We start from the raw sequence: 23,516 nt of genomic DNA on the forward strand, positions 1-23,516 counted from the left end.
TGGCCTGAGGGTACAACACTTTCTAAAGAGCAGCGAGATTCGTGTATGCAAGCTGTGATGTTGTATCAATCAAAACATAATACTGATGCGCAGCATATGACGGTTGCAGCCGGTGGTGAAATCAGTTTTAAATCAAAACAAGAGCTTAAAAAACAATTCAGCGGAGAAGAGAGCGATATTGTTCGTGTCAATCCGAACATTGATTAATCCTTACGCCTTATTTCTCAAAATTTTATTATTTTGATTTTGAAAGAAAAAAGCCCAAATTGTATTGGGCTTTTTAGATCGTAGAAAGCTTGAACTTACAGGCTCATTTCACCACGCAGTACTTGTTGCATTCTCTCTTTTACTTCTTCGTAAGAAAGGTTTTGGCTTAGAAGGTAGTGTAGTTTTGCCAGCGCCGCTTCGGGCGTCATGTCAAAGCCACTGATAACACCAGAGTCTGCGAGAGCACAACCTGTGGCATATCCGCCCATATTCACTTTACCTGCCAAACACTGAGTTAGGTTTACGACAATAACGCCGCGCTCAGAGGCTTCTTTCAGGTGACCAAGCAGCTCAGGGTTCTGAGGAGCATTACCGACACCAAAAGTCAGAAGAATCATCGCATTCACGGGCTGACGAAGCGTGTTGCGGATAACTTCGTGTGAAATACCAGGGTACATGGTGATCACACCGATTGGTTGTGGCGTGATGTTGTGAACCTTAAACTCGCCTTCTGGTTGTGCACCAACGGTTATGCTGTTGCTAACTTGAATATTGATCCCAGCTTCCAATAGTGGAGGAAGGTTTGGTGAAGTAAAGGCATTAAAACCGTCTGCATGAGATTTTGTGCTGCGGTTACCACGCATCAATTGATTATTGAAGAACAAAGTTACTTCGTTGATCGGGTAGTTTGCCGCAATATGTAGCGCGTTTAATAGGTTTGCTTGGCCGTCAGAACGCAGCTCTGCGAGAGGGATTTGTGAACCCGTTACAATCACTGGCTTACCAAGGTTTTCAAGCATGAAAGACAATGCGGACGCTGTGTACGCCATGGTGTCAGTACCATGTAGGATAACGAAACCATCGTATTTGTCATAGTTGTCACGAATATCATTCGCAATCTGCTGCCAGTCAGCAGGTGTCATATCTGATGAGTCAATCAGAGGGTCGTATTCGTGGATGGTGTAATCCGGCATTTCAGGACGATGGAATTCGGGCATGCTTGCTAATTGCTTTTCCATAAAGCCAGCAACAGGCACATAGCCGTGGTCGGATTTTTGCATTCCGATGGTACCACCGGTGTAAGCGATGTAGATGTGTTTTCTAGTCATCGTTTTTTCTTTCGTGTAGGGGAACAGAGGCGGGGATTATATACCTAAATAACCTTGAGATGCGAGGCTATACGCACAGCATCAGAAAGTCATCTGAGGAGATGCAAAGCCTAATAAAAAGGGCACTTCAAGTAGAAGTGCCCTTTGTAATATTGATGGAAAAACTACTGCACTTGGCAGTTCAAACAAAATGCGTATTGACCTTTAGGATCGTTGAAGCTTTGGAGCAAGCTTGCGTCTTGTTCGAATTGTTGAGCTACGGGTTGAAGACTTTTTGGTAGCAAGCTTGTTGCATCAATACCTAGAGAGACTTTCACCTGTTTCATAAACTCTTGTAGAAATAGTTCAGTAGGTGAAAGAGGCTCTTCTACCCAGTAAATGCCGTAATCGGTTACGTTCGCTAGTTTCGCCGCTAGCTCTACAGCATCATCAAAGTCACCCATTTGATCGACAAGACCAAAGGATAGTGCATCTTGGCCAGTCCAAACTCGACCTTGAGCAACTTTGTCAACTTCCTCTAGAGACATATCGCGATTCTCGCCAACTAGAGAAATAAAGCGCTTGTAACCGTGCTCGATACCTAATTGGAACACTTGAGACGCGCCCTCAGAAAGGCCAGTGGTAATACCGTCACCTGAGAACGGCGATGTGCCAACGCCATCAGTGTTAATACCTAACTTGCTAAAGCCTTTTTCAAACGTGGTGATGACACTAAATATACCAATGGAGCCCGTCAGGGTTGTTGGCTGAGCAACGATTTTGTCTGCGCTCATTGAAATCCAATAACCACCAGAAGCGGCCAAACTCGACATGGATACAACAACCGGCTTACCTGCTTGCTTCAGAGCTTCTACTTCGTTACGAATCACTTCAGAAGCAAAGGCACTGCCTCCTGGACTATCTACTCGTAACACGACCGCTTTCACTTTTTCATCATTGCGTGCTTGACGCAGCAAGCTTGCGACCGTGTCACCACCAACAGTTCCGCGAGGTTGTTGACCGTCCATAATCGCGCCACTTGCTAGAACAACGGCGATGTCGTGCTGAGGTAGTGTGTAATCGGGACGAATCGTTGCAAGGTAGTCGTAGTAACCAATCGCGTTGTAGCTGTCTTTGCCGTCACTACCAAACTGTTTTGCAAATAGAGTGCGAATGTCTTGGCGTGTCGCAAGTTCATCCACTAGCCCCAGTTTGACTGCGAGCTGAGCAATATCGCCATTTACAGACTTCATCTCGTTAATCAGCTCATCCATGGTTGGATTAAGCACTTTCGCATCAATGTTTCGGTTTGTTGTTACGTCATCAACAAAAGCACTCCATAATTGAGTAACCCAACGTGTTGCTGACTCTTTCGCCGCATCGGACATGTCATCACGAATAAACGGTTCGATAGCGGATTTATAAGTACCTACGCGAAAAACATGAGTAGAAACGTCAAGCTTTTCAAGTAACGTTTTGTAGTACATTGAGTAAGCGCTGTAACCTTTAATCAATACACCACCATCAGGTGCCAGATAAACTTTATCGGCGTAACTTGCCAAGTAATATTGGCTTTGGTTGTAGAAATCACCTACGGCGTAAACGGGTTTGCCTGACGCTTTAAATTCGTTCAACGCTTTCGCGATGTAACGTAGTTTCGTGAGATTTGTTTCTGGCATGTCTCGCAGTGCTAGCACTAATCCAGACACTTTAGGATCGTCTTTCGCGTAGCGAATAGTATCAACGATATCGAAAAGGACGTTTTCTTTCGGTAGCTCATTACCCAAAAGGGAACCAGCAAAAGAGTCCATTGGGTTTACATAACGTCTTTGTTCGACAATTGGGCCTGAAAGGTTCATCACCAATGCCGATTCTTTTTCGACGACAGGTTGACCGTCTCCGGTATAAGTAAAGGCAAAGTAGAAAACGGCAATCATCAGCAAGAAAATTAGGTTTGCCAGTGCGAGTCTGATGAAAGTGATACTTTTCCATATCCCTTTAAATATCAAACCAATAAATTTGAAGAGTTTTTTCATCTTGTCTCCATAACGAGATAGTTACGCCGAGTCTAACAAAGTATGGGTTCTTATCTCTAAGATCTCAAAAGATAACATTTTTTTAGCTTATCACGACCACTCAACAATTGGCATATTTTCACACGAGATTGATCGGTGTTACAAAAATGTAAACGCTTGTTTGATTTTTTGGTTGAGCAGGCTTAATCTGGTCAGACCATGATAATAACAATGGATGTTAAGTGATGTCTGCCATGTACCCAAACCTATTAAAGCCACTGGATCTCGGTTTCACACAATTACGAAACCGAGTTCTGATGGGATCAATGCACACGGGCTTAGAAGAGCACAAAGAAGGATTACAGAAGCTCGCTGCTTTTTATGAAGAACGCGCGAAAGGCGGTGTCGGACTGATTGTAACCGGAGGTTTTTCTCCTAACTTACGCGGTCGTTTACACCCGTTGAGTGCTGAATTCAGCAAGCCAAAACATGCTAAAGCCCATAAAGTTGTGACAGAAGCGGTGCACAAGCACGGTGGTAAAATTGCGTTGCAAATTCTCCATGCTGGGCGTTATGCAATGCATCCATTCTCGCAAAGTGCATCTGGCATTAAAGCGCCGATTGCAAAGTTTGCTCCGAGTGAAATGAGCGACCGCCAGATAAAGAAAACCATCGACGCGTTTGCTAATAGTGCGGAGTTAGCACAGCTTGCTGGTTATGATGGCGTCGAGTTAATGGGCTCGGAAGGTTACTTGATAAACCAATTCTTATGTAAACGTACTAATATGCGTTACGACGAATGGGGTGGCAGCTATAAAAAACGTATGCGTTTTCCGCTAGAAATTGTTAAAGCGGTACGCAAGGCGGTGGGTGACAAGTTCATCATCATCTTCCGTCTTTCTATGCTGGATCTTGTCGAGCAGGGCAGCACTTTTGAAGACGTTATCGAATTGGCGAAAGCACTTGAAGAGGCTGGCGTCACGATTATTAATACGGGTATCGGTTGGCATGAGGCTCGAATTCCGACCATTGCGACTCAAGTACCACGTGGTGCGTTTACATGGGTTACGGAAAAAGTTAAACCTCACGTTTCGGTTCCTATTATCACTTGCAACCGTATAAATACGCCAGATGAAGCAGAACGCATTTTATCTTCAGGTCATGCCGACATGGTTTCGATGGCGCGCCCATTCTTGGCCGATCCTTACTTTGTTGCTAAAGCCGAACAGGAAAAAGCGCAGCTTATTAATACGTGTATTGGTTGTAATCAGGCGTGTCTAGATAACGTGTTTAAAGGTAAGCGCGCCAGTTGCTTAGTGAACCCTCTAGCGTGCTATGAAACCGAAATTGTTGTTGAACCAGCCTTTAAGAAGAAAAACATTGCAGTTGTTGGTGCTGGCCCTGCGGGCTTGGCTTGTGCGACCACACTGGCTGAACGTGGCCATAAGGTTGATTTGTTCGAAAAGAACGACCGCATCGGTGGTCAGTTCCGTCTTGCGATGCAGATCCCTGGTAAGGAAGAGTTTCGAGAGACGATACGATATTTCGCTAACCGTATTGATGAAACAGGCGTGAATCTGCACTTATCGACGGAAGCGAACTATGACTTACTCACAGAGTACGATGAGATAGTGATGGCATCGGGTGTTGAGCCACGTAAAGTCAATATTGATGGAATTGATAACCCAGAGAAAGTCGTCGACTATCAAACTCTCATTCGAGACAAAACGCCAGTCGGTGAGAAAGTGGCTATCGTTGGTGCTGGTGGCATTGGCGTAGATGTCGCGACCATGCTCACAGAGCCAGTTGGACAAACGTTGGATGACTGGTTGCATGAATGGGGAATCGACAAGGAGATGTCTCAGCCGGGTGGTTTATACCCTTACCCTGATGCGGTTAGCGATAAAGAAGTCTGGGTACTTCAGCGTCGTAAAGGTCGTGTAGGTAAAGGTCCGGGTAAAACGACAGGTTGGATCCATAAACGTACCCTTGAAAAACGGGGCGTACATTTAGTCGGTGGTGTGTCTTACGATAAAATTGATGATCAAGGTTTACACATTCATGTAGATGGAAAAGAACAATTATTGAACGCGGACAAAGTCGTCATTTGTGCGGGGCAAGAGTCTGTTCGTCCATTTGAAGATAAATGGTCTGAACTCGGAGAGAAGATTCATATCATTGGCGGAGCTGACCATGCGGGTGAACTTGATGCTGTGCGTGCGATTCGTCAAGGTGTTAAATTGGCGGTAAAACTCTAGCCTTTTAATGTGTGTTTACCATGAAAGCTGCGCTTTGAGCGCAGCTTTTTTTGTATAGAACTAGTCACTGATATCTGGCAGTTGTTTGGCCATTACTACGCCAGCAAGAGTAATAAAAGAGAACACTAACACCACTGCTGAAAGGCTCAAAAAGTTCGACATAACACCAAGAGAACTCATTAGAAGCAGCATTATCCCAACCACTGTGTTACTCACGGCTACATAGCTCGTCCGTTTGTCACCTTCTGCGATATCAACTAAATAGGTTTTTCGTCCGACTCGTATTCCGTCGTGGGCAATACAAACACAAAAGTAAAGCAGAGGAATCACGAATAGGAAGCTTTGGCTAGCGGTGACCCATGTATCGTAAATAAATAACACAACACCAAGTAGCGCGCTCATCATTGCGCCTATGACCATCACACTGCGGCTGGAGCGATCGGACATTCTTCCCCAGAAAGGACCTGACACAAAGGAGGCTAAGCCACTCGCAAACATAAAGAGAGCTAGCACCCAGAGCTGTCCACCCAGAGATTGCTGTGCCAGCACAACGTAGTACGGTGCACTCAGCGCAGAACATAAAAATAGTGTCCGCGTGATAACGAATCGACGAAAGGTCACGTCTGTCTTAAGTAACGCGAGTTGTTTAAATGCTTCGAGGACGCCATTTCGACCACCGTCTACCTCACCGGCATACTCATTAATTCGCGCATAGACGAATGCCGCGATGAGCCATATGACGCCCGCTAAGCCTAAACTCAGACCGTAAAAGCGCTCTGTCGGCTCTACGTCCCATAACCAGGCTAGTGCCAGAAGGCTCGCGAAAAGCAGCGTAACCAGGCCAGCAGCGCTTGAAGACCAGCCGTTGACTTGACCTCGTTGGTTTTTAGGGATGGTTTTGCCCAATACATCTTTTGATGCGACGGAATTTAAACCGCGTGAGAGGCTGAAGATCACAAGGCATGCAATCACACCATAACCCGCAGCTGCTCCTGTTAGAGTTAATGCGACCAATCCGATTGCAAATATGGAAAGAGCCTGCAAGATACTGCCAATTACCCAGACCCATTTTCTTACTGGAATGCGTCGGATGTAGTGCGCGATGCTAAGTTGTGGGATAAGGGATCCTGACTCACGAATAGGAACCAGCCAACCAATTAAGTAAACCGGAGCCCCGAGACTTTGTAGTATCCACGGCAACGTGACTTTAGGATTGATTAACGCATCGCCGACTTTCGTTAAAAACTGAGCGAGAATGATTTTAAGAAAGTTGCCGGGAACTTGATGACAAGCTGATTCAGGAATCGCCTTACAGGCACGGGCATCTTCGTCATTAACGATCTTTTCGTAAATGCTGTTTTGTTTGTCCTTGTTCATCAACCTGCCTATGTTCAACTTATTCATTTCGCGAATAAATTAACATTAAACCCAGATTGATGTTAAGTGAAGCACGTTATCAAGCCCACAGAAAACCGGTTGTTATTCGCAGGAGCAGATTGTGCTAAAGTGGCGTAAACAAAATAACAACGATATTCAATAAGGATTCTTTCATGGACGCTCTCGATCTTTTGCTCAATCGCCGATCTATCGCGAAGTTATCCGCGCCTGCACCAGAAGGTAAAGCTCTTGAGAACATCATTCGTGCTGGCCTTCGTGCGCCTGACCATGCGGGATTAACCCCTTGGCGTTTCGTTATCGCACAGGGCGATGGTTTGAAAAAACTGTCAGATATCTTGGTAAAAGCGGCAGAAGCTGAAAATAGTGATGAAGCGGTGGTCGAAAAGGTAAAGAATGCCCCATTTCGCGCACCAATGGTGATCACGGTGATTGCTAAAGTAACAGAACATGAGAAAGTACCAGCACTAGAGCAACACTTATCTGCGGGATGCGCTGTACAAGCGATGCAAATGGCAGCCGTAGCGCAAGGCTTTCAAGGGTTTTGGCGCTCAGGTAAGTGGATGTTCCATCCAGAAGTTCATCAAGCATTTGGTTTAGAAGGTGACGATGAGATTGTTGGTTTCTTGTACTTAGGCACGCCTGGTTGTACACCGATGAAAGTTCCTGAGCGTGACCTTTCTCAGTTTGTTGAATTTCTATAACTGAAAACTTAAATAAACTGACTGTTTATTTATACAGTTTTTCTTGATTTATTAGGGCTACATTCGTTAATGTGGCCCTAATTATATTTATTTCCAAAACGTTATGTCTCGTCTGTTTATTGCTGAAAAACCAAGTTTAGGCCGTGCGATTGCCGCTGCACTGCCAAACCCTCAAAAGAAAGATCAAGGATTCATCCGCTGTGGGAACGGGGATATCGTTACTTGGTGTATCGGCCACTTACTCGAACAGGTCGAACCCGACGCTTACGATGAGCGTTACAAAAAGTGGAATATGGCAGATTTACCAATTGTTCCGCAGCAATGGCAGCTCAGACCGAGGAAAAGCGCAAGTAAGCAATTAACAGTGATTCGTAAATTGCTCAAAGAAGCTAAAGAAGTCATTCATGCAGGAGACCCAGATCGAGAGGGTCAGCTGTTAGTTGATGAAGTTCTGGACTATTGCAAGTTATCTAAAACCAAGAAGGAATCCACACAGCGTTTGCTGATTTCCGACTTGAACTTACCTGCGGTGAAACGCGCACTCAGTTCTATGCGCAGTAATCGCGAGTTTATCCCACTTTCAGTTTCTGCATTGGCTCGCTCTCGGGCTGATTGGTTGTATGGCATGAACATGTCTCGTGCTTATACCTTGCTTGGTCAAAAAGCAGGGTATCAAGGTGTTCTCTCGGTAGGGCGAGTGCAAACGCCAGTTCTTGGCTTAGTGGTGCGTCGTGATGAGGAAATCGAAAACTTTGTCCCGAAGGACTATTTTACCCTAAATGCTCTGATCCCATATCAAGATGCCAATGGTACTTTTGATATTCGTGCTCGTTGGAAGCCAAGTGAGGCATGCAAGCCTTGGCAGGATGAAGAAGGGCGAGTGTTAAACCGTAAGTTAGTGGAAAACGTTGCAAACCGTATTGCAAATCAACTCGCGAAAGTGACGGAGTCGGAACAAAAGCAAACCAAGCAATCAGCACCATTACCTTATTCATTATCTGCTTTACAGATCGATGCAGCGAAGCGCTATGGTATGAGTGCGCAACAAGTACTAGATACTTGTCAGGCATTGTATGAAAAGCACAAGCTGATCACTTACCCGCGTTCAGATTGTCGCTATTTACCGATGGAACACTACTCACAAGCAGGGACGGTGACAACTGCTATTGCGAACAACGCAAAAGAGTTGCAAGGTGCGGTTCAGGGAGCAGACTTAACATTAAAGTCCAAAGCCTGGAACGATAAAAAAGTGGATGCGCACCATGCGATTATCCCTACACCAAAACAAGCTAATGTGAATGCGCTTTCGGGCAATGAGATGAAGGTGTATCAATTGATTGCGCGCCAGTACCTCATGCAGTTCTATCTGGCGGCGGTTTACGCAGAAGCGAAATTGGTTTTCGATATCGCTGGTGGTACGTTTGTCGCGAAAGGTCGTCAGTTAGTTTCGCCGGGTTGGAAAGCGCTAATGGGCAAAACTGACAAGGAAGATGAAGGTATTGATGCTGTGCCACCGCTACCCGAAGGCACCGTGTTAACTTGTCGTGAAGGGGAAATAAAAGACCGAAAAACCGAGCCACCAAAGCATTTTACCGAGGCATCGTTGTTGCAAGCGATGACCGGGATCGCCCGTTACGTTGCGGATAAAGAACTGAAAAAAATCCTTCGTGACACTGATGGGCTAGGCACGGAAGCGACTCGCGCTGGTATTTTGGACACGCTGTTCAAACGCCAACTGCTTACGCGTCAAGGTAAGTCAATTCTCAGTTCTCCTGCGGGAAGAGGTCTCATTCATGCCTTGCCAGAAGATTCAACATACCCTGATATGACGGCTCATTGGGAGCACCAGTTACAAGGTATGGCAGAGAGAAATCAAGCATATCAGCCGTTCATGCAAGCACTGGAACAACGCATTGATAGCTTGATGGCACAAGTAAAAGCAGGCCCTATCCCTGATTCATTACGTCATCTACCCAAGGTGGAACGTCCTGCGTTTAAACGTAAAAAGCGCAGTTATTCAAAGAATGGTGGCGCGACTAAATCTCGTGCAACCAAAGGTAAGCAGGCATAGGACAAGCGCGGTGTAATTAAACACCGCGCATGCTTGAAAATAGATTACTCGAACAGGTCACCGTGGTTTTGGATCGCGCCTCTTACTTCACCTTGAGTTAACACGCGTTTGTCCAGTACCTCTTTCACCTGGTTGCCCAAGTCAACTAATGTATCTCGATTCGCTTGAGTTTGGCGTTTACCAGCACTTCTCAAGCAGTAATTTAGTTCGTGCTCTTCGCTAAAATTAACCAAATCCCTATCTGCTGCCATCGTGCTTTCTCCTTATTTGTTCTACTTTTTCCTAAGTCTGGATTGGATGTAGATAAATTCAAGTTAGATTGCGTGAATTATGCTGGTGGATCACTGATGAACATTATGTTTGCCAACCAAGTCACGATTATGAAGCCTGGCTTTGATGGTATTTGGTTTAGTGATGGTTGTGTCTTAATGCTGCTACCAAGGTAACTCAGTACCATCGTAGTTAATAAATCGACCTGAAAGCTGCGGTGTGCTCAGCTCTATCACGTTCGCTAGGCCTTGCGCGGAGGTTTGCGTATCTATCAAAGCATTTGGCCCGCCCATCGCCGTTTTTACCCAACCAGGGTGAAGCGCTAAAACGGTAAATCCTTCAGGTGTTAAATCATTACTTAAGCTTTTCACAACCGAGTTAAGCGCCGCTTTCGATGAGCGATAAATATAACCGCCACCGGACGTATTTTCGGTCATGCTCCCCACTTTTGATGAGATACAAGCAATCTTTTTTATCTTGCCTTGTTGTAAGCGAGGGTAACAGTGCTCAACCAGTTTTAACGGTGCAATGGTGTTTACTTCGAAGGCTTTACGCCATTCTTCTACGTCAGTGTTTCCAAAGCCATATCCCTTGGGGCCGTAATATCCTGCATTATTGATGAGTAAGTCGATGGCAGGGAGTTTATCGGCAAGCTTAGCGACTTGTTCGTAGTGAGTGACATCCAGTTCGTGCAAAACCAGATTACTGAATTGTGAGGCTAGAGTTTGTAGTTCTGAACTGTTCTCTAAGGAACGGCTAGTAGCATGTACTTGGTGGCCTTGCTTCAGGTACAGCTCAGTTAAGCTAAGGCCAATGCCGCGATTTGCTCCGGTAATAAAGACGGTTTGACTCATACAAACACCTATGTTTTTTTGATTTCAGTTGAAAGTCATTGTGTTAGTTAAGCACAATAAAATCAACCAACCACCACGCACCAACAACAAGAGATGAAAATAGGGACAGGGCACAAAGAGAGCCAAACAGTGCGCCGAGAATAGCAAAGAAAGTAGAATTCATATGTATATTAAATTTAATTGATATTGAAAATCATTATCAATTAAATTGCGTTTTATTCAACCCTTTAAGTTGATACTATTTCGTTACCATTGTTATTAAGAATTTCTCATGCTGCCATTTATCTACCACCCGATTTATTCTCAACTTGAGTTGCCAGAGGGGCATCGTTACCCAATTATGAAATACCAGTACCTCTATGAATCGGTATTGGTGCATATGGAGAAAGATAACTGGAAAGAGCACACGCAGTTTTTCCAGCCCGAAGCATTAACTGTTGGGGAAGTAAAACGTGTTCATGACGAGGAATACGTCGAGTTACTTGTTAGTGGAAACATGCCAGCTGCGAAGATGCGCCGAATAGGTTTTCCTTGGAGTGAGTCTCTCATTACCAGAACGCTAACTTCAGCAGCGGGCACGGCTCTGACCGCAAAAAAGGCACTTGAGTACGGTGTGGCCATTCATTTGAGTGGTGGGTATCACCACGCACACAAAGAGTTTGGGAGTGGTTTTTGTTTATTTAATGACTTAGTGATCGCGGCCAGGCAAGCGCTCGAAGTCGAGCATGTCGATAAAGTATTGATCATTGATAGTGATGTTCACCATGGGGATGGAACAGCAACTTTATGTGACGATGAGCCAGATATCATCACGCTTTCTTTCCACTGTGATAAAAACTTCCCAGCGAGGAAGCCTCAGTCTGACCTCGATGTGCCTATGGTGCGAGGAACAGGTGATGAGGATTTTTTAATGGCGTTTAAAGAAGTGGTCGATATGGCACTTAATCTTCATCGCCCTGATTTGGTTATCTACGATGCTGGTGTCGATATACATCAAGACGATGAGCTTGGATATTTTGATGTGTCGACGCAAGGGATTTTAGAACGTGATAGATTTTTAATGCAAACAGTGAAATCTCGAGGTATCCCTGTCGCAGCTGTCGTTGGAGGTGGATATCGAACGAATCATGCTGACCTCGTCCCAATTCATTTGCAGCTTATCAATGCCGCTAAAGAAGTCTTTATTGATGAGTAGATACAACTAGATGTAAATATCAAATTGATTCAACACTGGAACGAACGAAAAGGGCATTAATTTTTTGTGGGTTCTTTCAGAGTGTGGCGGAGTGCTTAGTTGCGTTCAAGAAGTGATAAGTGATTTGTACAAATCTTTTAAGTCTGGAGATGCGAAAAAGCCCGCTAATTTCTTAGCGGGCTTTTTCTAAAAGTGGCGGAGAGATAGGGATTTGAACCCTAGATACGCTATTAACGTATGCCGGTTTTCAAGACCGGTGCTTTCAACCACTCAGCCATCTCTCCGTTGTTGAGGCGCATAATATAAGGCTTTGAAAATGTTGTAAACCCCTAGTTGAACTGATTGGATGTTTACTGCGCAAATTTGTGGTTTGTGTTGTTTAAATAAACAAAAACTCCCCCCAAAAGGGGAGTTTGAATAGTATATGGATTGCTAGGTATTAATCGTTTTTAGAATAAAAACGCTGTAACTCAGTTAAACCTTGCATCAAAACTGGCAACTTCGGTGCATCATCTCGAAGTCGTTTGTAGTTTTTGTCATACAGCTTGTAGTTGCCAAACTTATCGATCACTGTGGTTTGTGAGCTAGTAATTAAGGCAAGCTCGCGAGTATCGCCCGCCAAGATCCAGCGACGACGGCTTTCATCGAATAGGTTGCGACCACTACTGTAATCATATGGGTTGGAAGATACGCCGAGCATATCTTGCAACAGTGTAACTGAGAGGTCCAAGTGACTTGTGCTGTGATTAAATTCGCCAGCCAGCATTCCAGGCCAATGGATCACCATCGGAACTTGTAATTGATAACGGCTGTAGTTGCTGTTTGCTCCCCAGCTGTTCGTATTGGTTTCGTTAAATTCACTACCGTGATTAGAAGTGATGATTACGATGGTGTTTGTCAGTTGTCCCGTCGTTTCTAGTTCATCAATAATACCGGCGATAGTTCTATCCGCCGACTTCACTGCATATTCATAAGCTTTTTTGAATCGCTCACTTGCGGGCATTTCTTCGTCATTATTTGAAGGAATCGATTCAAAATTATCAACGGTGGTGACTTCGATGTAACTAAACCATGGCTGACTTGCTTTCTCTGCTAACCATGTATTCCAGTTTGCGATAGATTGTTTATCGGTATGAGCTTGCGTGCCATCTAGGTCTTCCGCTAAGTTCAAGTCGCGGAAAATAATTTCTGAGTAGAGATCATCTTCAAACCCACTGCCACTGAATAAACCAAAGTTGTAGCCCTGATCTTTCAGTACATCGAGCAATACTGGGGACGCACCTTGCGCCTTGATGCTTGATGCATAACTGGTCGGTAAGCCATAGAACAAACCAAAGGCCCCGTATGTATCATTACTTGAGCTGTAATGATTACGGAAGTTCTGATTGTTTTCAGCAAACTCATAGAGGTTAGGCATCTCTTCTTGGTTAAGCGCATCCGCTCGTAAATTGTTTATGCTGATCATCAACACATTGAGCTTATTAACTCGGCGGTTAAACTCAAGCTTTTCAAGAGGGTAGTTGACTAACTCTACGTTGCCTTCGTTTTCTGCTAAACGTTTTAGGTATTCCTCACGGTCAAGTAGACCATGTTTTTCCATAAAACTCTTCGCCGTCATCGGGTAAGACAACGGGAAGTTTGAACGCTGGCTAGTAATTGGGTTGTAAAAATACGCATCTGCCCAAATGTAAACCAAATGGCTGGTCATAAAGCTGAGGAAAAAGACGGCCGCGAGAGGGCGTCCTACGTGCTTATGAGATAGTTTGCGCTGTTTTCGCCATACCCATTCGGATAGTGCGAGTTGAATAAGGAAGATCAGCGGCATCACAACAAATAAATGTTGTAGGTCAGTGCTGAGTGCACTTTTGTCTTCGCTGAATAGTAACTCCCAGACAACGGGAGTTAAGTGCAAATTGATCGACTGATACGCTTGGGTATCAATTAATAATATGGTTTGCCCAACGGTTGCGAAAATCACTGCCACCAAACGGAACAATTTCCGCGATGGCAGGATAAACGTCAACGGGAATAGAACAAGCAAGTAAAGTGCGAAAACTAGAAAGCCAAAGTGACCAACCCAAGAAACCGCCAGATAAAACTGACCAAGTAACGTCTCGGGCCAAGGAGACTGAACAATGTAGCGTGTGCCTATCAACATCGACGCAACGATATTGAAGAATGCAAACCAGTGACCCCAACCAACTAGTCGAGATACACGTTCGCCGTATGAGTTTCCGCTGTCTACCATGTATGTGTTCTATTGTCCGTGATTAGTGTGTTTTTGGTGTTTCTAAAGAAGACATCAGCGCCTGAGCAAATTTTTCAGCAATCGCTTTGCGTTGTGAAGCAGCAACACGTTGATTTAAGACATTGGTTGCGATATTTCCGGCAATCATTAGCGTCAACTCAGGAGAAGCAGCGTGTTTTTCAAGAACTGTTGCTACTTCAGCAAGAATTTTTTCTACTTGCTCGTCAGTGTATTTAGATGTAATCGGCATAAAGACTCTAATAATGATAGTAAAAGCGGCTTATGATAACCTACAATGCCCATCAACTAAAACCTTGTAGCAAGATAAAATCACTATGAGTCTTCATCTTTCAAACGTTATTCTGCATCAACTGTGCAAAAACGATCAGGACGAGCTGGTTGTAAACTTTCGTCCAGCATCATTAGAGAACGATGCATCTACAGAAAACTTAGTCGCTGAGCTTCACCGAGTATTCCATTCTAAAGCTGGTAAAGGTTTTGGCGCTTTCCAGTCAGACAGCGAATTTCAATTTTGGCTTCAAGAAATGCGCAAAGGAGAGCGAGATTTTTACGACTTCTCACAAATTAGTGCAAATCGCTTGAAAGAAGAGTTGATTAAGTACCCATTTGCGGATGAAGGTATCTTGGTTTTCGCAGAGTATCAGAGTTTAGCAACGGACTACTTGTTCATCGGTATCCTACCAATGAATCAAAGTTTAAAAGTGACCGAAGGTTTGGACATCAGTGCGACAGATTACTTAGATATCACCAAAATGGATATTGCCGCACGCATCGACCTGTCGAGCTACGAGACCGACAAGGAATCCAATCGTTATCTACAATACATTAAAGGACGCGTTGGCCGTAAAGTGGCGGACTTCTTCCTAGATTTTCTGCAAGCGGATATTGGCTTAGATACTAAACAACAAAACTTAGTGTTGATGCAGGCGGTGGATGATTTTTGTGCTGACTCGAAGCTAGAAAAGCAAGAAGTGAACGAGTACAAGAAACAAGTTTACGACTACTGCAATGAGCAAATTAAATCCGGTGATGAAGTTCAAATCTCAGAGCTTTCCGGAGAGCTTCCTCAAAGCCAAGATGGCACGAGCTTTATGGATTTCACCAAAGAGCAAGGGTACGAACTTGAAGAGTCTTTCCCAGGTGATCGTGCGACGGTTCGCAAACTGACTAAATTTGTTGGAGCTGGTGGTGGTTTGAATATTAGCTTCGATAGTCTCTTACTTGGCGAGCGTATTTTTTATGATCCAGAGACGGATACCTTAACGATTAAAGGGACGCCTCCAAATCTAAAAGATCAGTTAAGTCGCAATTAAAATCATATCGTTAAATAAAGAGAGCAAACGGCTCTCTTTTTTTATGTGAATAAGAAACATCCATAGTATATGCTTGTAATTAATGGAGATATGCGAGGGGCAAGTGTTGCTGAAGCTAAAAGAAGGAATACGGCGGTTTGTTTGGTTCTGGTTCGTTTTGTGGTGTGTTTTAGCACTTGGCATTTGGCTGCAAGCCAAACAAACGATTCAAACGATTTCGACTGTAAATGAGTTAGGAAGTAAAGTTGAAGAAGTCAGGCACTTTTTTAACTTCGATCTGCCTTACCGTGTTAAACACGTCGACCAAATTTCACTGAAACTTCAGTTGGCTTATGCAGTTCGCTTACAGCTTGAAAGTGAGTTTTCTGAAGGGAAAATCACACCAGACATCACTCAATTACTTTATACGACCGACCGATTTTTAGAAAGTGCTCGAGCTTTTGTAAGAAGTGACAGTGAATTGGTTTCGTTAGCAGAACAGTTACGAAGCAGCCGTGCTCGAACAGAAAACTCTGAGCAAATTCAGGCAATGTACTATCGCTTAGGTGCGCTTGTTTTTGAGTCTGTCTTTAGTGACTCTGCAACGAATAGCGATACTTACCGTGACTTAGACCGACTTTTTATTGAATCAGAGACGCTCTCTCCCGAAGAGCGAAGCGCTCTTCAGCGCCAGCTTGCTCAAACCTCAAGCGCACTATCTGCTCAGGCACAGGGCAGTTATTTATCCAATCACCTGCTTAATCCAGATTTCCCGAACCAGTTAACTTCGATAAATGATCAGTTGGAACAGAAGCTAATGACTTTTATTGTTTGGTTGTCTGTAATCAGTGGTTTGCTCCTTTTCCTCATTTCATGGGGAGCCTTCTCCCCAAAAACGATTCAACCGATACCACTACCCAGAACCGATGATAAAAAGTCAGAGCAAGTTGGCGATGATGAAAATGGAGCTAACGCTGTTCCCTCAGCTCAGTCAGAAAAGTTTCAAAACGTCCAAATGAACGAAGAAAGTTGTAATGAGGTGAATTCATCACAAGTGGAAGTAGTGGAACGTGAGCCGTACATAGATATCAATAAAATGTTAGATTCTCTGTCTGGTGACGAGGGCGCTGTGCGGATGTTACTGGAGGTCTTTATTCAGGACCACTCTGGCGATGGCACTAAAATGTATCAGCTGTTAGAAGAGGATAAAGAGCAAGCGCAAAGAGCCGCACACAGTCTTAAAGGGGTCTCAGGGAGTTTAGGTGCAATGCCATTGCACTGTATTTCGGGTGATATTGAACTGTTGATTAAACAAGGGCAAAAAGTGCCGGAAGAGAAGTTGGCATGTTTAGATGATGTCCTAAAACAAACCATACTTTTTGCTAATAATGTTCTCAATAGTGAAAAGATAACAGAAGCGCTAACAGATTGATATTGCTCTGACTTAATGTCATAAGAGTTGAGGTAATAAAGGTTCGAACTATATGACTTAGTTCGCTTTATTCCTGTTCTATACAATTTGTTAAAGGTGTTTTCATGTCCGTTCGCCGAATGTCTTCAATGATGTTGATAGGGCTGGTTATGATGCTTTCAGGGTGCTCCCTGCTCGAAGTCAAGATCGAGAGTCAAACCGTCCCTCTTACCAAACAAGAGCTCAATATGCGTCTTTTGACTCGTGAGTATGCGCAGCAGTTTTTTGCTCAGGTTGAGCAAGCAGCAGACGCACTACACGAACAATATGAGCCTCATGATAAAGTTCATCAATCTTATATTTTACTTTGGAAGATAAATGCTGAAGAAGGCATCCAAGCTTCTGCATACCAAGTGTCCCCAATGGCTGCACTGATTGATACATGGACTTTCACGCTACAAATGGAACAGTTCTTTACTACCGCTTCTGGTAATGAGCTCTTTGCGTCTGATGAGGCTAAGTTAGTTTCCGTTTATTTAGCGAAAGAGGTAGATAAACTGGCTCAATCTTTATTGAAGAAAGAAGCATACATCAAGACACAAACGTTTGTTGCAGAGTTCGCCAAGCAGCATCCATTCGCTGATTTAAGCATGATTAGGACTCCGGCTTACCGTAGGTGGTTAGATGCAAACCAAATTAGCGAAGAGGAAGCCGTTACAACGCTAGGCACGATGCCAGAAGCACTTGGGGATGTCTCTGATCGTCTAAGTCTGGTATCAGAGCAGACACCAAAAATTATGACGTGGAAAGCGCAGTTGTTGGCCTTGAATAGCTCTGCCAGTATCGAAAAAGTCAATGCGGCGCTCAATAGTTTGCAAGTTACCGCTGATTCGATGAGGGATTTTATCGATAACAACCCAGAGTACATGCGTTATTTGGCAGAACAAATGGCGCTGGAGTTACAACCTTTGGTTGACGATATCGATCAAAGGACGGAGGCGCGTTTATCTCAGTTGGGTGAAGAACGCCAAGCTATAGAGCTGATGGTTGCCAGAGAGCGCCAAGAAATCGCACAGATCATTACCCATGAGCGCGAGAAGTTTGCTCAAGATATGGATCGAGTGTCGCAAGAGGTTGTGAATCTCGCAATGACTAAGCTGATTGAACTTGTCAAAAGTACCATCATCTACTTTATTCTGTTCATTGCCGTTATATTCTTTGCACCGCTTGGATTGGGCTATTGGTTTGGGAAGCGTGCAGCCGTGAAAACGCCAGTCAAACAAAGCTAACGATTTGTTTTGGAAATAAAAAAAGAGCGCTTTAAAGCGCTCTTTTTTAGTATTGAATTCGGAAGGGAGGTTCTTCCTATCTCTGCGAAGTTAAGCGGTTTGCTGCTTTAATTCGCCTTCAGCTTCTTCAACTGCTTCTGCTGTTGGTTCGCACTTATCAACAAACCAACCCATGTAAGAAGTGAAGATCGTTACGATGATACATACAAAACTCAGCCACATGAACGGGGCATAAGACAGTGTAGCAACACCCAAAATACTGGCCATGTAGATACCGTTGTCACTCCAAGGGACCATACCTGAGGTTAGCGTGCCGCCAAATTCTGCGTTACGAGACAAATTCTTACGTTTGTAGCCTAGACGGTCATAGTTCTTCGCACAGATTTTTGGGGTCAGAATAAGTGAAACGTACATCGCTGAACCAAATACGTTGCCCATAAAGGCCGTACCAATTGTGCTTGTTGCCAATGAACCTGCACTTTGAACGCGTTTTTCAAACAGCTTCGCGATAGTCTCTAGCACGCCTACTTTATCTAGTAGACCGCCAAAACCAAGGCCGAATACGATAACCGCTACCGACCCAAGCATTGAAGACATGCCGCCACGGTTAAGGATTGAGTCAATGAAATCTACGCCAGATGAGATTGCAAACGGAGCCCAAGCCGTGTTGAACGCGGTTAGGAAATCGACATCTTGGATCATCACTGCCCAAATAATACCTAGCAGAGAACCAAAACTGATCACTGGGAATGAAGGCATACGCATCGCTAGAAGTGACAATACGATGATCACAGGAAAAAATGAGTAAGGGGTGATGTAGAACTGCTGTTCCATCGCTTTAATGACAGAGTCTACCTGGCTCATGTCAACTTGACCTGCGTAGTGGAAGCCAAATGCAGTAAACATAATGCCTGTAATAATGTAGCTAATGAGTGCTATCGGCAACATGCCTTTAATATGTTCCATCACTTCAACGTTAGACATAGATGAAGCAAGGATTACTGAATCCGATAGAGGCGACATTTTGTCACCAAAGTAACAGCCTGAAAGTACGGCACCTGCAGTGATTGGCGCAGGAACACCAAGACCTTGACCGATACCCATCATTGCAATACCTGCCGTGCCAGCCGCACCCCAAGATGTGCCAGTCGCTAGCGCAGTCAATGAACAGATGATCATGGTCGCGAGCAAAAAGATGGAAGGGTGGATTGCTTTAAGGCCGTAGTAAATAATGGTTGGAACAATACCACCAGAGATCCAAGTACCTACAAGCGCGCCAACGGCCAAAAGGATTAAAACGGCTCCAAGTCCATTGGAAATGCCATTTAGTGCTGCTTTTTCCAGATCTTTATACTGATGGCCAAGCTTTATGCCCAATATCATGACAATGAACCAACCTATGTATAGCGCTAGCTGAATCGGTAGGTCTAGCTTGGCTGTGAACGAAAATGCCAGCAGGAGAAATAAACCGAGCGAGATAAATACCTGTATCAAGCTTGGTAGGCGTGGTGTAACTTGCTTCATATGTGCCTCTGTCAATCTTGGAGCAATAGAGGAAGGCGCTCCTTGTTGTAATCGCGCATAACATACATTAACAAAAATTATATTTCGAACATTTGGTGTTTTATCTTGATGTTCGTCGGTAAAAACGTTTGCTTGTGAAATTAACTGTTAGTTTGTTTTAACTTTTTTGGTTTTAAATGTTGTGTAATGTGAAATTATTGTGCTTCATGTGTTATTTTCTCATTGAGTGGTAAGACCAATTAGGGGACTAAAGTGCTTTCCCTACTTGAAAAATGGTTAAAACCGCAAACCAAACACTAAAAAATCTCGTGTAACCCGGTTTTTCAGAGGAAAAGGTTAAAAAACGCGCTTATTTACAAAATAGGGGTTGAGATTTTGCTGTGAAAAATTAACTATGGGGTAGGTTTTTTAATACATGGAGAGTTAATACGATGAGAGTTGGTTTAGTTGGTTGGCGCGGTATGGTTGGTTCAGTCCTTATGCAGCGTATGGTTGAAGAGAAAGACTTCGACCTAATCGAACCAGTATTCTACAGTACTTCTCAAGTTGGTATTCCTGCTCCTAACTTAGGAAAAGACGCAGGCTTACTGCAAGACGCGTATGATATTGAAAGCTTAAAACAGCTTGATGCGGTAATCACCTGTCAAGGTGGTAGCTACACAGAAAAAGTTTTCCCTGCACTTCGTCAGGCTGGTTGGAAAGGCTACTGGATTGATGCGGCCTCTACGCTACGTATGGCTGAAGATTCGATCATCACACTTGATCCAGTGAACTTAAAGCAAATCCAACAAGGCATCCACGGTGGCACGAACACATTTGTCGGTGGTAACTGTACGGTTAGTTTAATGCTAATGGGGCTAGGTGGTCTATTTGAGAAAGGCCTTGTTGAGTGGACAAGCGCAATGACTTACCAAGCCGCATCTGGTGCTGGTGCGCAAAATATGCGTGAATTGATCTCGCAAATGGGCGTTATCAATGACTCTGTTAGCTCTGAACTTGCAAACCCATCAAGCTCTATCCTAGATATCGATAAGAAAGTCGCGGATACAATGCGCAGCGGCTCTTTCCCTACCGATAAATTCGGTGTGCCACTAGCTGGTTCGTTGATCCCATGGATCGATGTGAAGCGCGATAATGGTCAGAGTAAAGAAGAGTGGAAAGCGGGCGCCGAGGCGAATAAAATTTTGGGTTCTCAAAGTTCACCTGTCCCAATTGACGGTACTTGTGTGCGTATTGGCGCGATGCGTTGTCACTCTCAAGCACTTACTATCAAGCTTAAACAAAATGTACCAATGGACGAAATCGAAGAAATCATCGCCACTCATAACGATTGGGTGAAAGTGATTCCTAACGACCGTGACATCACTGCTCAAGAGCTAACACCGGCAAAAGTTACGGGCACAATGTCTGTACCAGTGGGTCGTTTACGTAAGATGGCAATGGGTGATGATTTCCTAAATGCTTTCACTGTTGGTGACCAACTGCTTTGGGGTGCTGCGGAGCCATTGCGTCGTACTCTGCGAATTATTCTGTCTGAGAAAGCATAATCACATCAATCCTTTATTTGATGACAAAATAAAAGAGCTCCTTAGGGAGCTCTTTTTTCATGCGTCGTCTTCCGTTCGAACGACTCTTTTGTCTGGATCGGCCAGTTCACTACCACAATGTTTACAGTAAATTGCGTCAGAGTCGTGCCCTGCGTGGGAGCAGTTTGGGCATTTCACCAATACTTTGTGCGATTGCATCTCTTGGTGCAGTTCGGCAGTGAAAATACCTGTAGGTACCGCCAAAATGGAATAACCCAGTAACATGGTGAGTGATGCAAGCCCTTTACCTAGGTCTGTTTGAGGGACCAAGTCACCATACCCAACCGTTGTGATGGTCACGATCGCCCAATAAATACTTTTAGGAATGCTAGTAAATCCGTTTTCAGGTCCTTCAATGATAAAAATCAATGAGCCGAAAATCGTTACCATAATGGCGACGGAGCTAAAGAAGATAAAAATCTTTCTGCGCGCCATAAGCAGTGAACGTAAGAGGATATTGGACTCTTGGAGGTATCGGACTAACTTGAGTATGCGGAATATTCGCATCACTCGCAGCGCCCTGATCACACCCATAAACGAAGCGGATGGGAAGAAGAGTGCTAAATAAGTGGGCAAAATCGCAAGTAAATCGACGACACCATAAAAACTCTTTGCGTAGGCGGCAGGTTTAGGAGAGCAATAAAGCCTTAGAAGGTATTCAATCGTGAATAGGCCAGTAAATGTGTATTCAATAAACTTCAGCTCTTTTTCCCACTCGGCACGAACGGAGGGTATCGAATCTAACACCAGTACGATTAACGAGCTGATGATCGCGATAATGAGAGCAATATCGAACGTTTTACCAGCTTTGGTATGAGTACCAAAAATGGTGACATATAGAGTATGTTTAAGAGAGTCAGTCGTCATGACAAAGCGATCCATTGTTGAATCGCTCTATCATACAATTTTATAGAAACTCAGGCTAATCCTGGAAATAAGTTGCGTAAGCCATTCGCAATGAACTCTATGCCAAGCGCGCCCAATATCAAACCCATGATACGAGTAATGACGTTGATTCCAGTTTGACCTAAAAATCGTACGATCAATGGGGCAGAGCGGAACAATAGCCATGAACAAAGGCAGAACAAACCAATCGTAATACTAATGCCCACGGTATCGAACATGCTTGGGTAGCGTGCACCATAAACAATAGTCGAACTGATTGCACCAGGCCCTGCCATTAAAGGCATTGCAAGAGGGACCACACCAATCTGTTCACGACTGACGTATTCCGTTTTCTCTTGTTTGTTCTGCTTATCTTCCCCCAGTTTACCGCTCATCATCGAGAATGCGATGCTAAGTAATAGCAACCCGCCAGCGACACGAAACGAATCCAGAGAAATACTGAACATGTCTAACAGTAACTGACCAGCAAAAAGCGAAATGATCAGGATGATCGCAACAGCCACATTTGCTGTTGTTGCCGTATTGCGCTTTTCGTCTGGTGTCATATGCCCGGTTAGTGACACAAACACAGGCATGATACCAACAGGGTTTACTGCGGCGACCAAACCGAGAAAAAACTGCAAGAAGATAGCAAGTTCAAAAGTTTGCATGTTGCTTACTCATCAAAGTTCACATTAGTGAAAAGGAGAAGGGGTAATTTGGGCGTAATGTAAGGCAAAAGTTAGGTTGTAAGAAATGAAAAAAACTAACGCATTCCCTGCCATTTAAGTGAGAAAAACTAATTCTTTAATAAACTGTATCTAATCTGGAAAGGAAATGTTACGTATAAAGTTGCTGATAAATTGCACTGTTTTACATAAACGTTAACATTCGCACATTTTTGATAAAAACCAAGGTGGTTTGTAGAGAGATGTATTCGGTTCGATATACTCTCAGTAGCACAAAGAATTGGTCCTACATGTAATTTTGTTGGTCAAAAATGAAACTTTTTTACAGGTTGTTGTAGTTTCTTTTATTTATTTGTCCATTTGCTTCTTTTTTACTCAATAAAAAATGAAAGTTAATTTATTTGTTTATCAATGATTTATGTCATTTTGGTGTTATGAGGCACCACTTTGGTAGTATTTAGGTGGTGAGAACTGATCCAAGTCAATTTTTTTCACACTCTGAAATATTATACTC

Annotated in this window: 19 protein-coding genes and 1 tRNA gene; 9 read left to right on the forward strand and 11 right to left on the reverse strand. The window is 44.0% G+C overall.

Going from position 1 to position 23,516, the window contains the following annotated elements:
- Positions 1-207, forward strand: a 207-nt coding sequence (locus tag R7O12_RS08665) for a YeaC family protein (RefSeq protein ID WP_318125756.1), incomplete at its 5' end; no start/stop codon positions are given.
- 95 nt (positions 208-302) lie between these two features.
- Here the strand turns inward: R7O12_RS08665 and ansA are convergent.
- A complete protein-coding gene (gene ansA, locus R7O12_RS08670) occupies positions 303-1,316 on the reverse strand; it encodes an asparaginase (RefSeq protein ID WP_005384922.1) in 1,014 nt (337 codons plus the stop codon).
- Positions 1,317-1,480: 164 nt separating this feature from the next.
- Positions 1,481-3,331, reverse strand: coding sequence for a signal peptide peptidase SppA (gene sppA, locus R7O12_RS08675; protein WP_005380705.1), 1,851 nt, complete (start codon positions 3,329-3,331; stop codon positions 1,481-1,483).
- Between the two features lie 224 nt (positions 3,332-3,555).
- Between sppA and R7O12_RS08680 the strand changes: the two genes are divergently transcribed.
- Entirely contained in the window at positions 3,556-5,568 is a 2,013-nt protein-coding gene (locus tag R7O12_RS08680) for an NADPH-dependent 2,4-dienoyl-CoA reductase (RefSeq protein WP_025767194.1), read from the forward strand.
- Between the two features lie 60 nt (positions 5,569-5,628).
- On the opposite strand, the gene R7O12_RS08685 is transcribed toward R7O12_RS08680, so the two are convergent.
- Positions 5,629-6,945 carry an MFS transporter gene (locus tag R7O12_RS08685; RefSeq protein WP_318125757.1) on the reverse strand — a complete coding sequence of 439 codons (1,317 nt, stop codon included), beginning with the start codon at positions 6,943-6,945 and terminating at the stop codon, positions 5,629-5,631.
- A gap of 173 nt (positions 6,946-7,118) precedes the next feature.
- Between R7O12_RS08685 and R7O12_RS08690 the strand changes: the two genes are divergently transcribed.
- Both R7O12_RS08690 and R7O12_RS08695 read left to right on the forward strand, forming a co-directional pair.
- Positions 7,119-7,667, forward strand: a complete 549-nt coding sequence (locus R7O12_RS08690) for an NAD(P)H nitroreductase (protein ID WP_005380711.1) — start codon at positions 7,119-7,121, stop codon at positions 7,665-7,667.
- Between the two features lie 103 nt (positions 7,668-7,770).
- Positions 7,771-9,738: a DNA topoisomerase III gene (locus R7O12_RS08695; RefSeq protein ID WP_318125758.1), complete on the forward strand. Its 1,968-nt coding sequence runs from the start codon at positions 7,771-7,773 to the stop codon at positions 9,736-9,738.
- Positions 9,739-9,782: 44 nt separating this feature from the next.
- Here R7O12_RS08695 and R7O12_RS08700 read toward each other — a convergent pair whose 3' ends face one another.
- Both R7O12_RS08700 and R7O12_RS08705 read right to left on the reverse strand, forming a co-directional pair.
- Positions 9,783-9,989, reverse strand: coding sequence for a hypothetical protein (locus tag R7O12_RS08700; protein WP_005380717.1), 207 nt, complete (start codon positions 9,987-9,989; stop codon positions 9,783-9,785).
- 183 nt (positions 9,990-10,172) lie between these two features.
- Positions 10,173-10,862: an SDR family oxidoreductase gene (locus R7O12_RS08705; RefSeq protein ID WP_017635826.1), complete on the reverse strand. Its 690-nt coding sequence runs from the start codon at positions 10,860-10,862 to the stop codon at positions 10,173-10,175.
- Between the two features lie 271 nt (positions 10,863-11,133).
- Here R7O12_RS08705 and R7O12_RS08710 point away from each other — a divergent pair, with 271 nt between their 5' ends.
- Entirely contained in the window at positions 11,134-12,057 is a 924-nt protein-coding gene (locus tag R7O12_RS08710) for a histone deacetylase (protein ID WP_025767197.1), read from the forward strand.
- Between the two features lie 193 nt (positions 12,058-12,250).
- Here R7O12_RS08710 and R7O12_RS08715 read toward each other — a convergent pair.
- The 3 genes from R7O12_RS08715 to R7O12_RS08725 form a co-directional block, all read right to left on the reverse strand.
- Positions 12,251-12,341 (reverse strand) — tRNA-Ser (locus R7O12_RS08715).
- A gap of 155 nt (positions 12,342-12,496) precedes the next feature.
- On the reverse strand, positions 12,497-14,305 hold the full coding sequence (locus R7O12_RS08720; protein ID WP_005380721.1) for a DUF3413 domain-containing protein: 1,809 nt from the start codon (positions 14,303-14,305) through the stop codon (positions 12,497-12,499).
- 22 nt (positions 14,306-14,327) lie between these two features.
- On the reverse strand, positions 14,328-14,555 hold the full coding sequence (locus R7O12_RS08725; RefSeq protein WP_005380722.1) for a YejL family protein: 228 nt from the start codon (positions 14,553-14,555) through the stop codon (positions 14,328-14,330).
- Between the two features lie 85 nt (positions 14,556-14,640).
- Here R7O12_RS08725 and yejK point away from each other — a divergent pair, with 85 nt between their 5' ends.
- The 3 genes from yejK to R7O12_RS08740 all read left to right on the forward strand — a co-directional run bounded on the left by yejK (position 14,641) and on the right by R7O12_RS08740 (position 18,318).
- Complete coding sequence (yejK, locus tag R7O12_RS08730) at positions 14,641-15,639, forward strand: nucleoid-associated protein YejK (protein ID WP_005380723.1); 999 nt, start codon at positions 14,641-14,643, stop codon at positions 15,637-15,639.
- An 82-nt stretch (positions 15,640-15,721) separates the two neighbouring features.
- The gene (locus tag R7O12_RS08735) at positions 15,722-17,050 is read left to right on the forward strand and encodes an Hpt domain-containing protein (RefSeq protein ID WP_318125759.1); all 1,329 of its coding nucleotides are present in this window, start codon (positions 15,722-15,724) and stop codon (positions 17,048-17,050) included.
- A gap of 104 nt (positions 17,051-17,154) precedes the next feature.
- A complete protein-coding gene (locus R7O12_RS08740) occupies positions 17,155-18,318 on the forward strand; it encodes a chemotaxis protein (RefSeq protein WP_053306671.1) in 1,164 nt (387 codons plus the stop codon).
- 90 nt (positions 18,319-18,408) lie between these two features.
- Here the strand turns inward: R7O12_RS08740 and nhaC are convergent, their stop codons facing one another.
- On the reverse strand, positions 18,409-19,842 hold the full coding sequence (gene nhaC, locus R7O12_RS08745; RefSeq protein ID WP_318125760.1) for a Na+/H+ antiporter NhaC: 1,434 nt from the start codon (positions 19,840-19,842) through the stop codon (positions 18,409-18,411).
- Positions 19,843-20,273: 431 nt separating this feature from the next.
- Between nhaC and asd the strand changes: the two genes are divergently transcribed.
- Positions 20,274-21,389, forward strand: a complete 1,116-nt coding sequence (asd, locus tag R7O12_RS08750) for an aspartate-semialdehyde dehydrogenase (RefSeq protein ID WP_005380727.1) — start codon at positions 20,274-20,276, stop codon at positions 21,387-21,389.
- 57 nt (positions 21,390-21,446) lie between these two features.
- Here asd and R7O12_RS08755 read toward each other — a convergent pair whose 3' ends face one another.
- Together R7O12_RS08755 and R7O12_RS08760 are read right to left on the reverse strand one after the other, a co-directional pair.
- Positions 21,447-22,310, reverse strand: a complete 864-nt coding sequence (locus R7O12_RS08755; RefSeq protein WP_005380728.1) for an ion transporter — start codon at positions 22,308-22,310, stop codon at positions 21,447-21,449.
- 35 nt (positions 22,311-22,345) lie between these two features.
- The gene (locus R7O12_RS08760) at positions 22,346-22,984 is read right to left on the reverse strand and encodes a YchE family NAAT transporter (protein ID WP_005380729.1); all 639 of its coding nucleotides are present in this window, start codon (positions 22,982-22,984) and stop codon (positions 22,346-22,348) included.
- Between the last annotated feature and the right edge of the window lie 532 nt (positions 22,985-23,516).

The sequence above is a fragment of the Vibrio sp. Vb1574 genome (assembly GCF_033338675.1).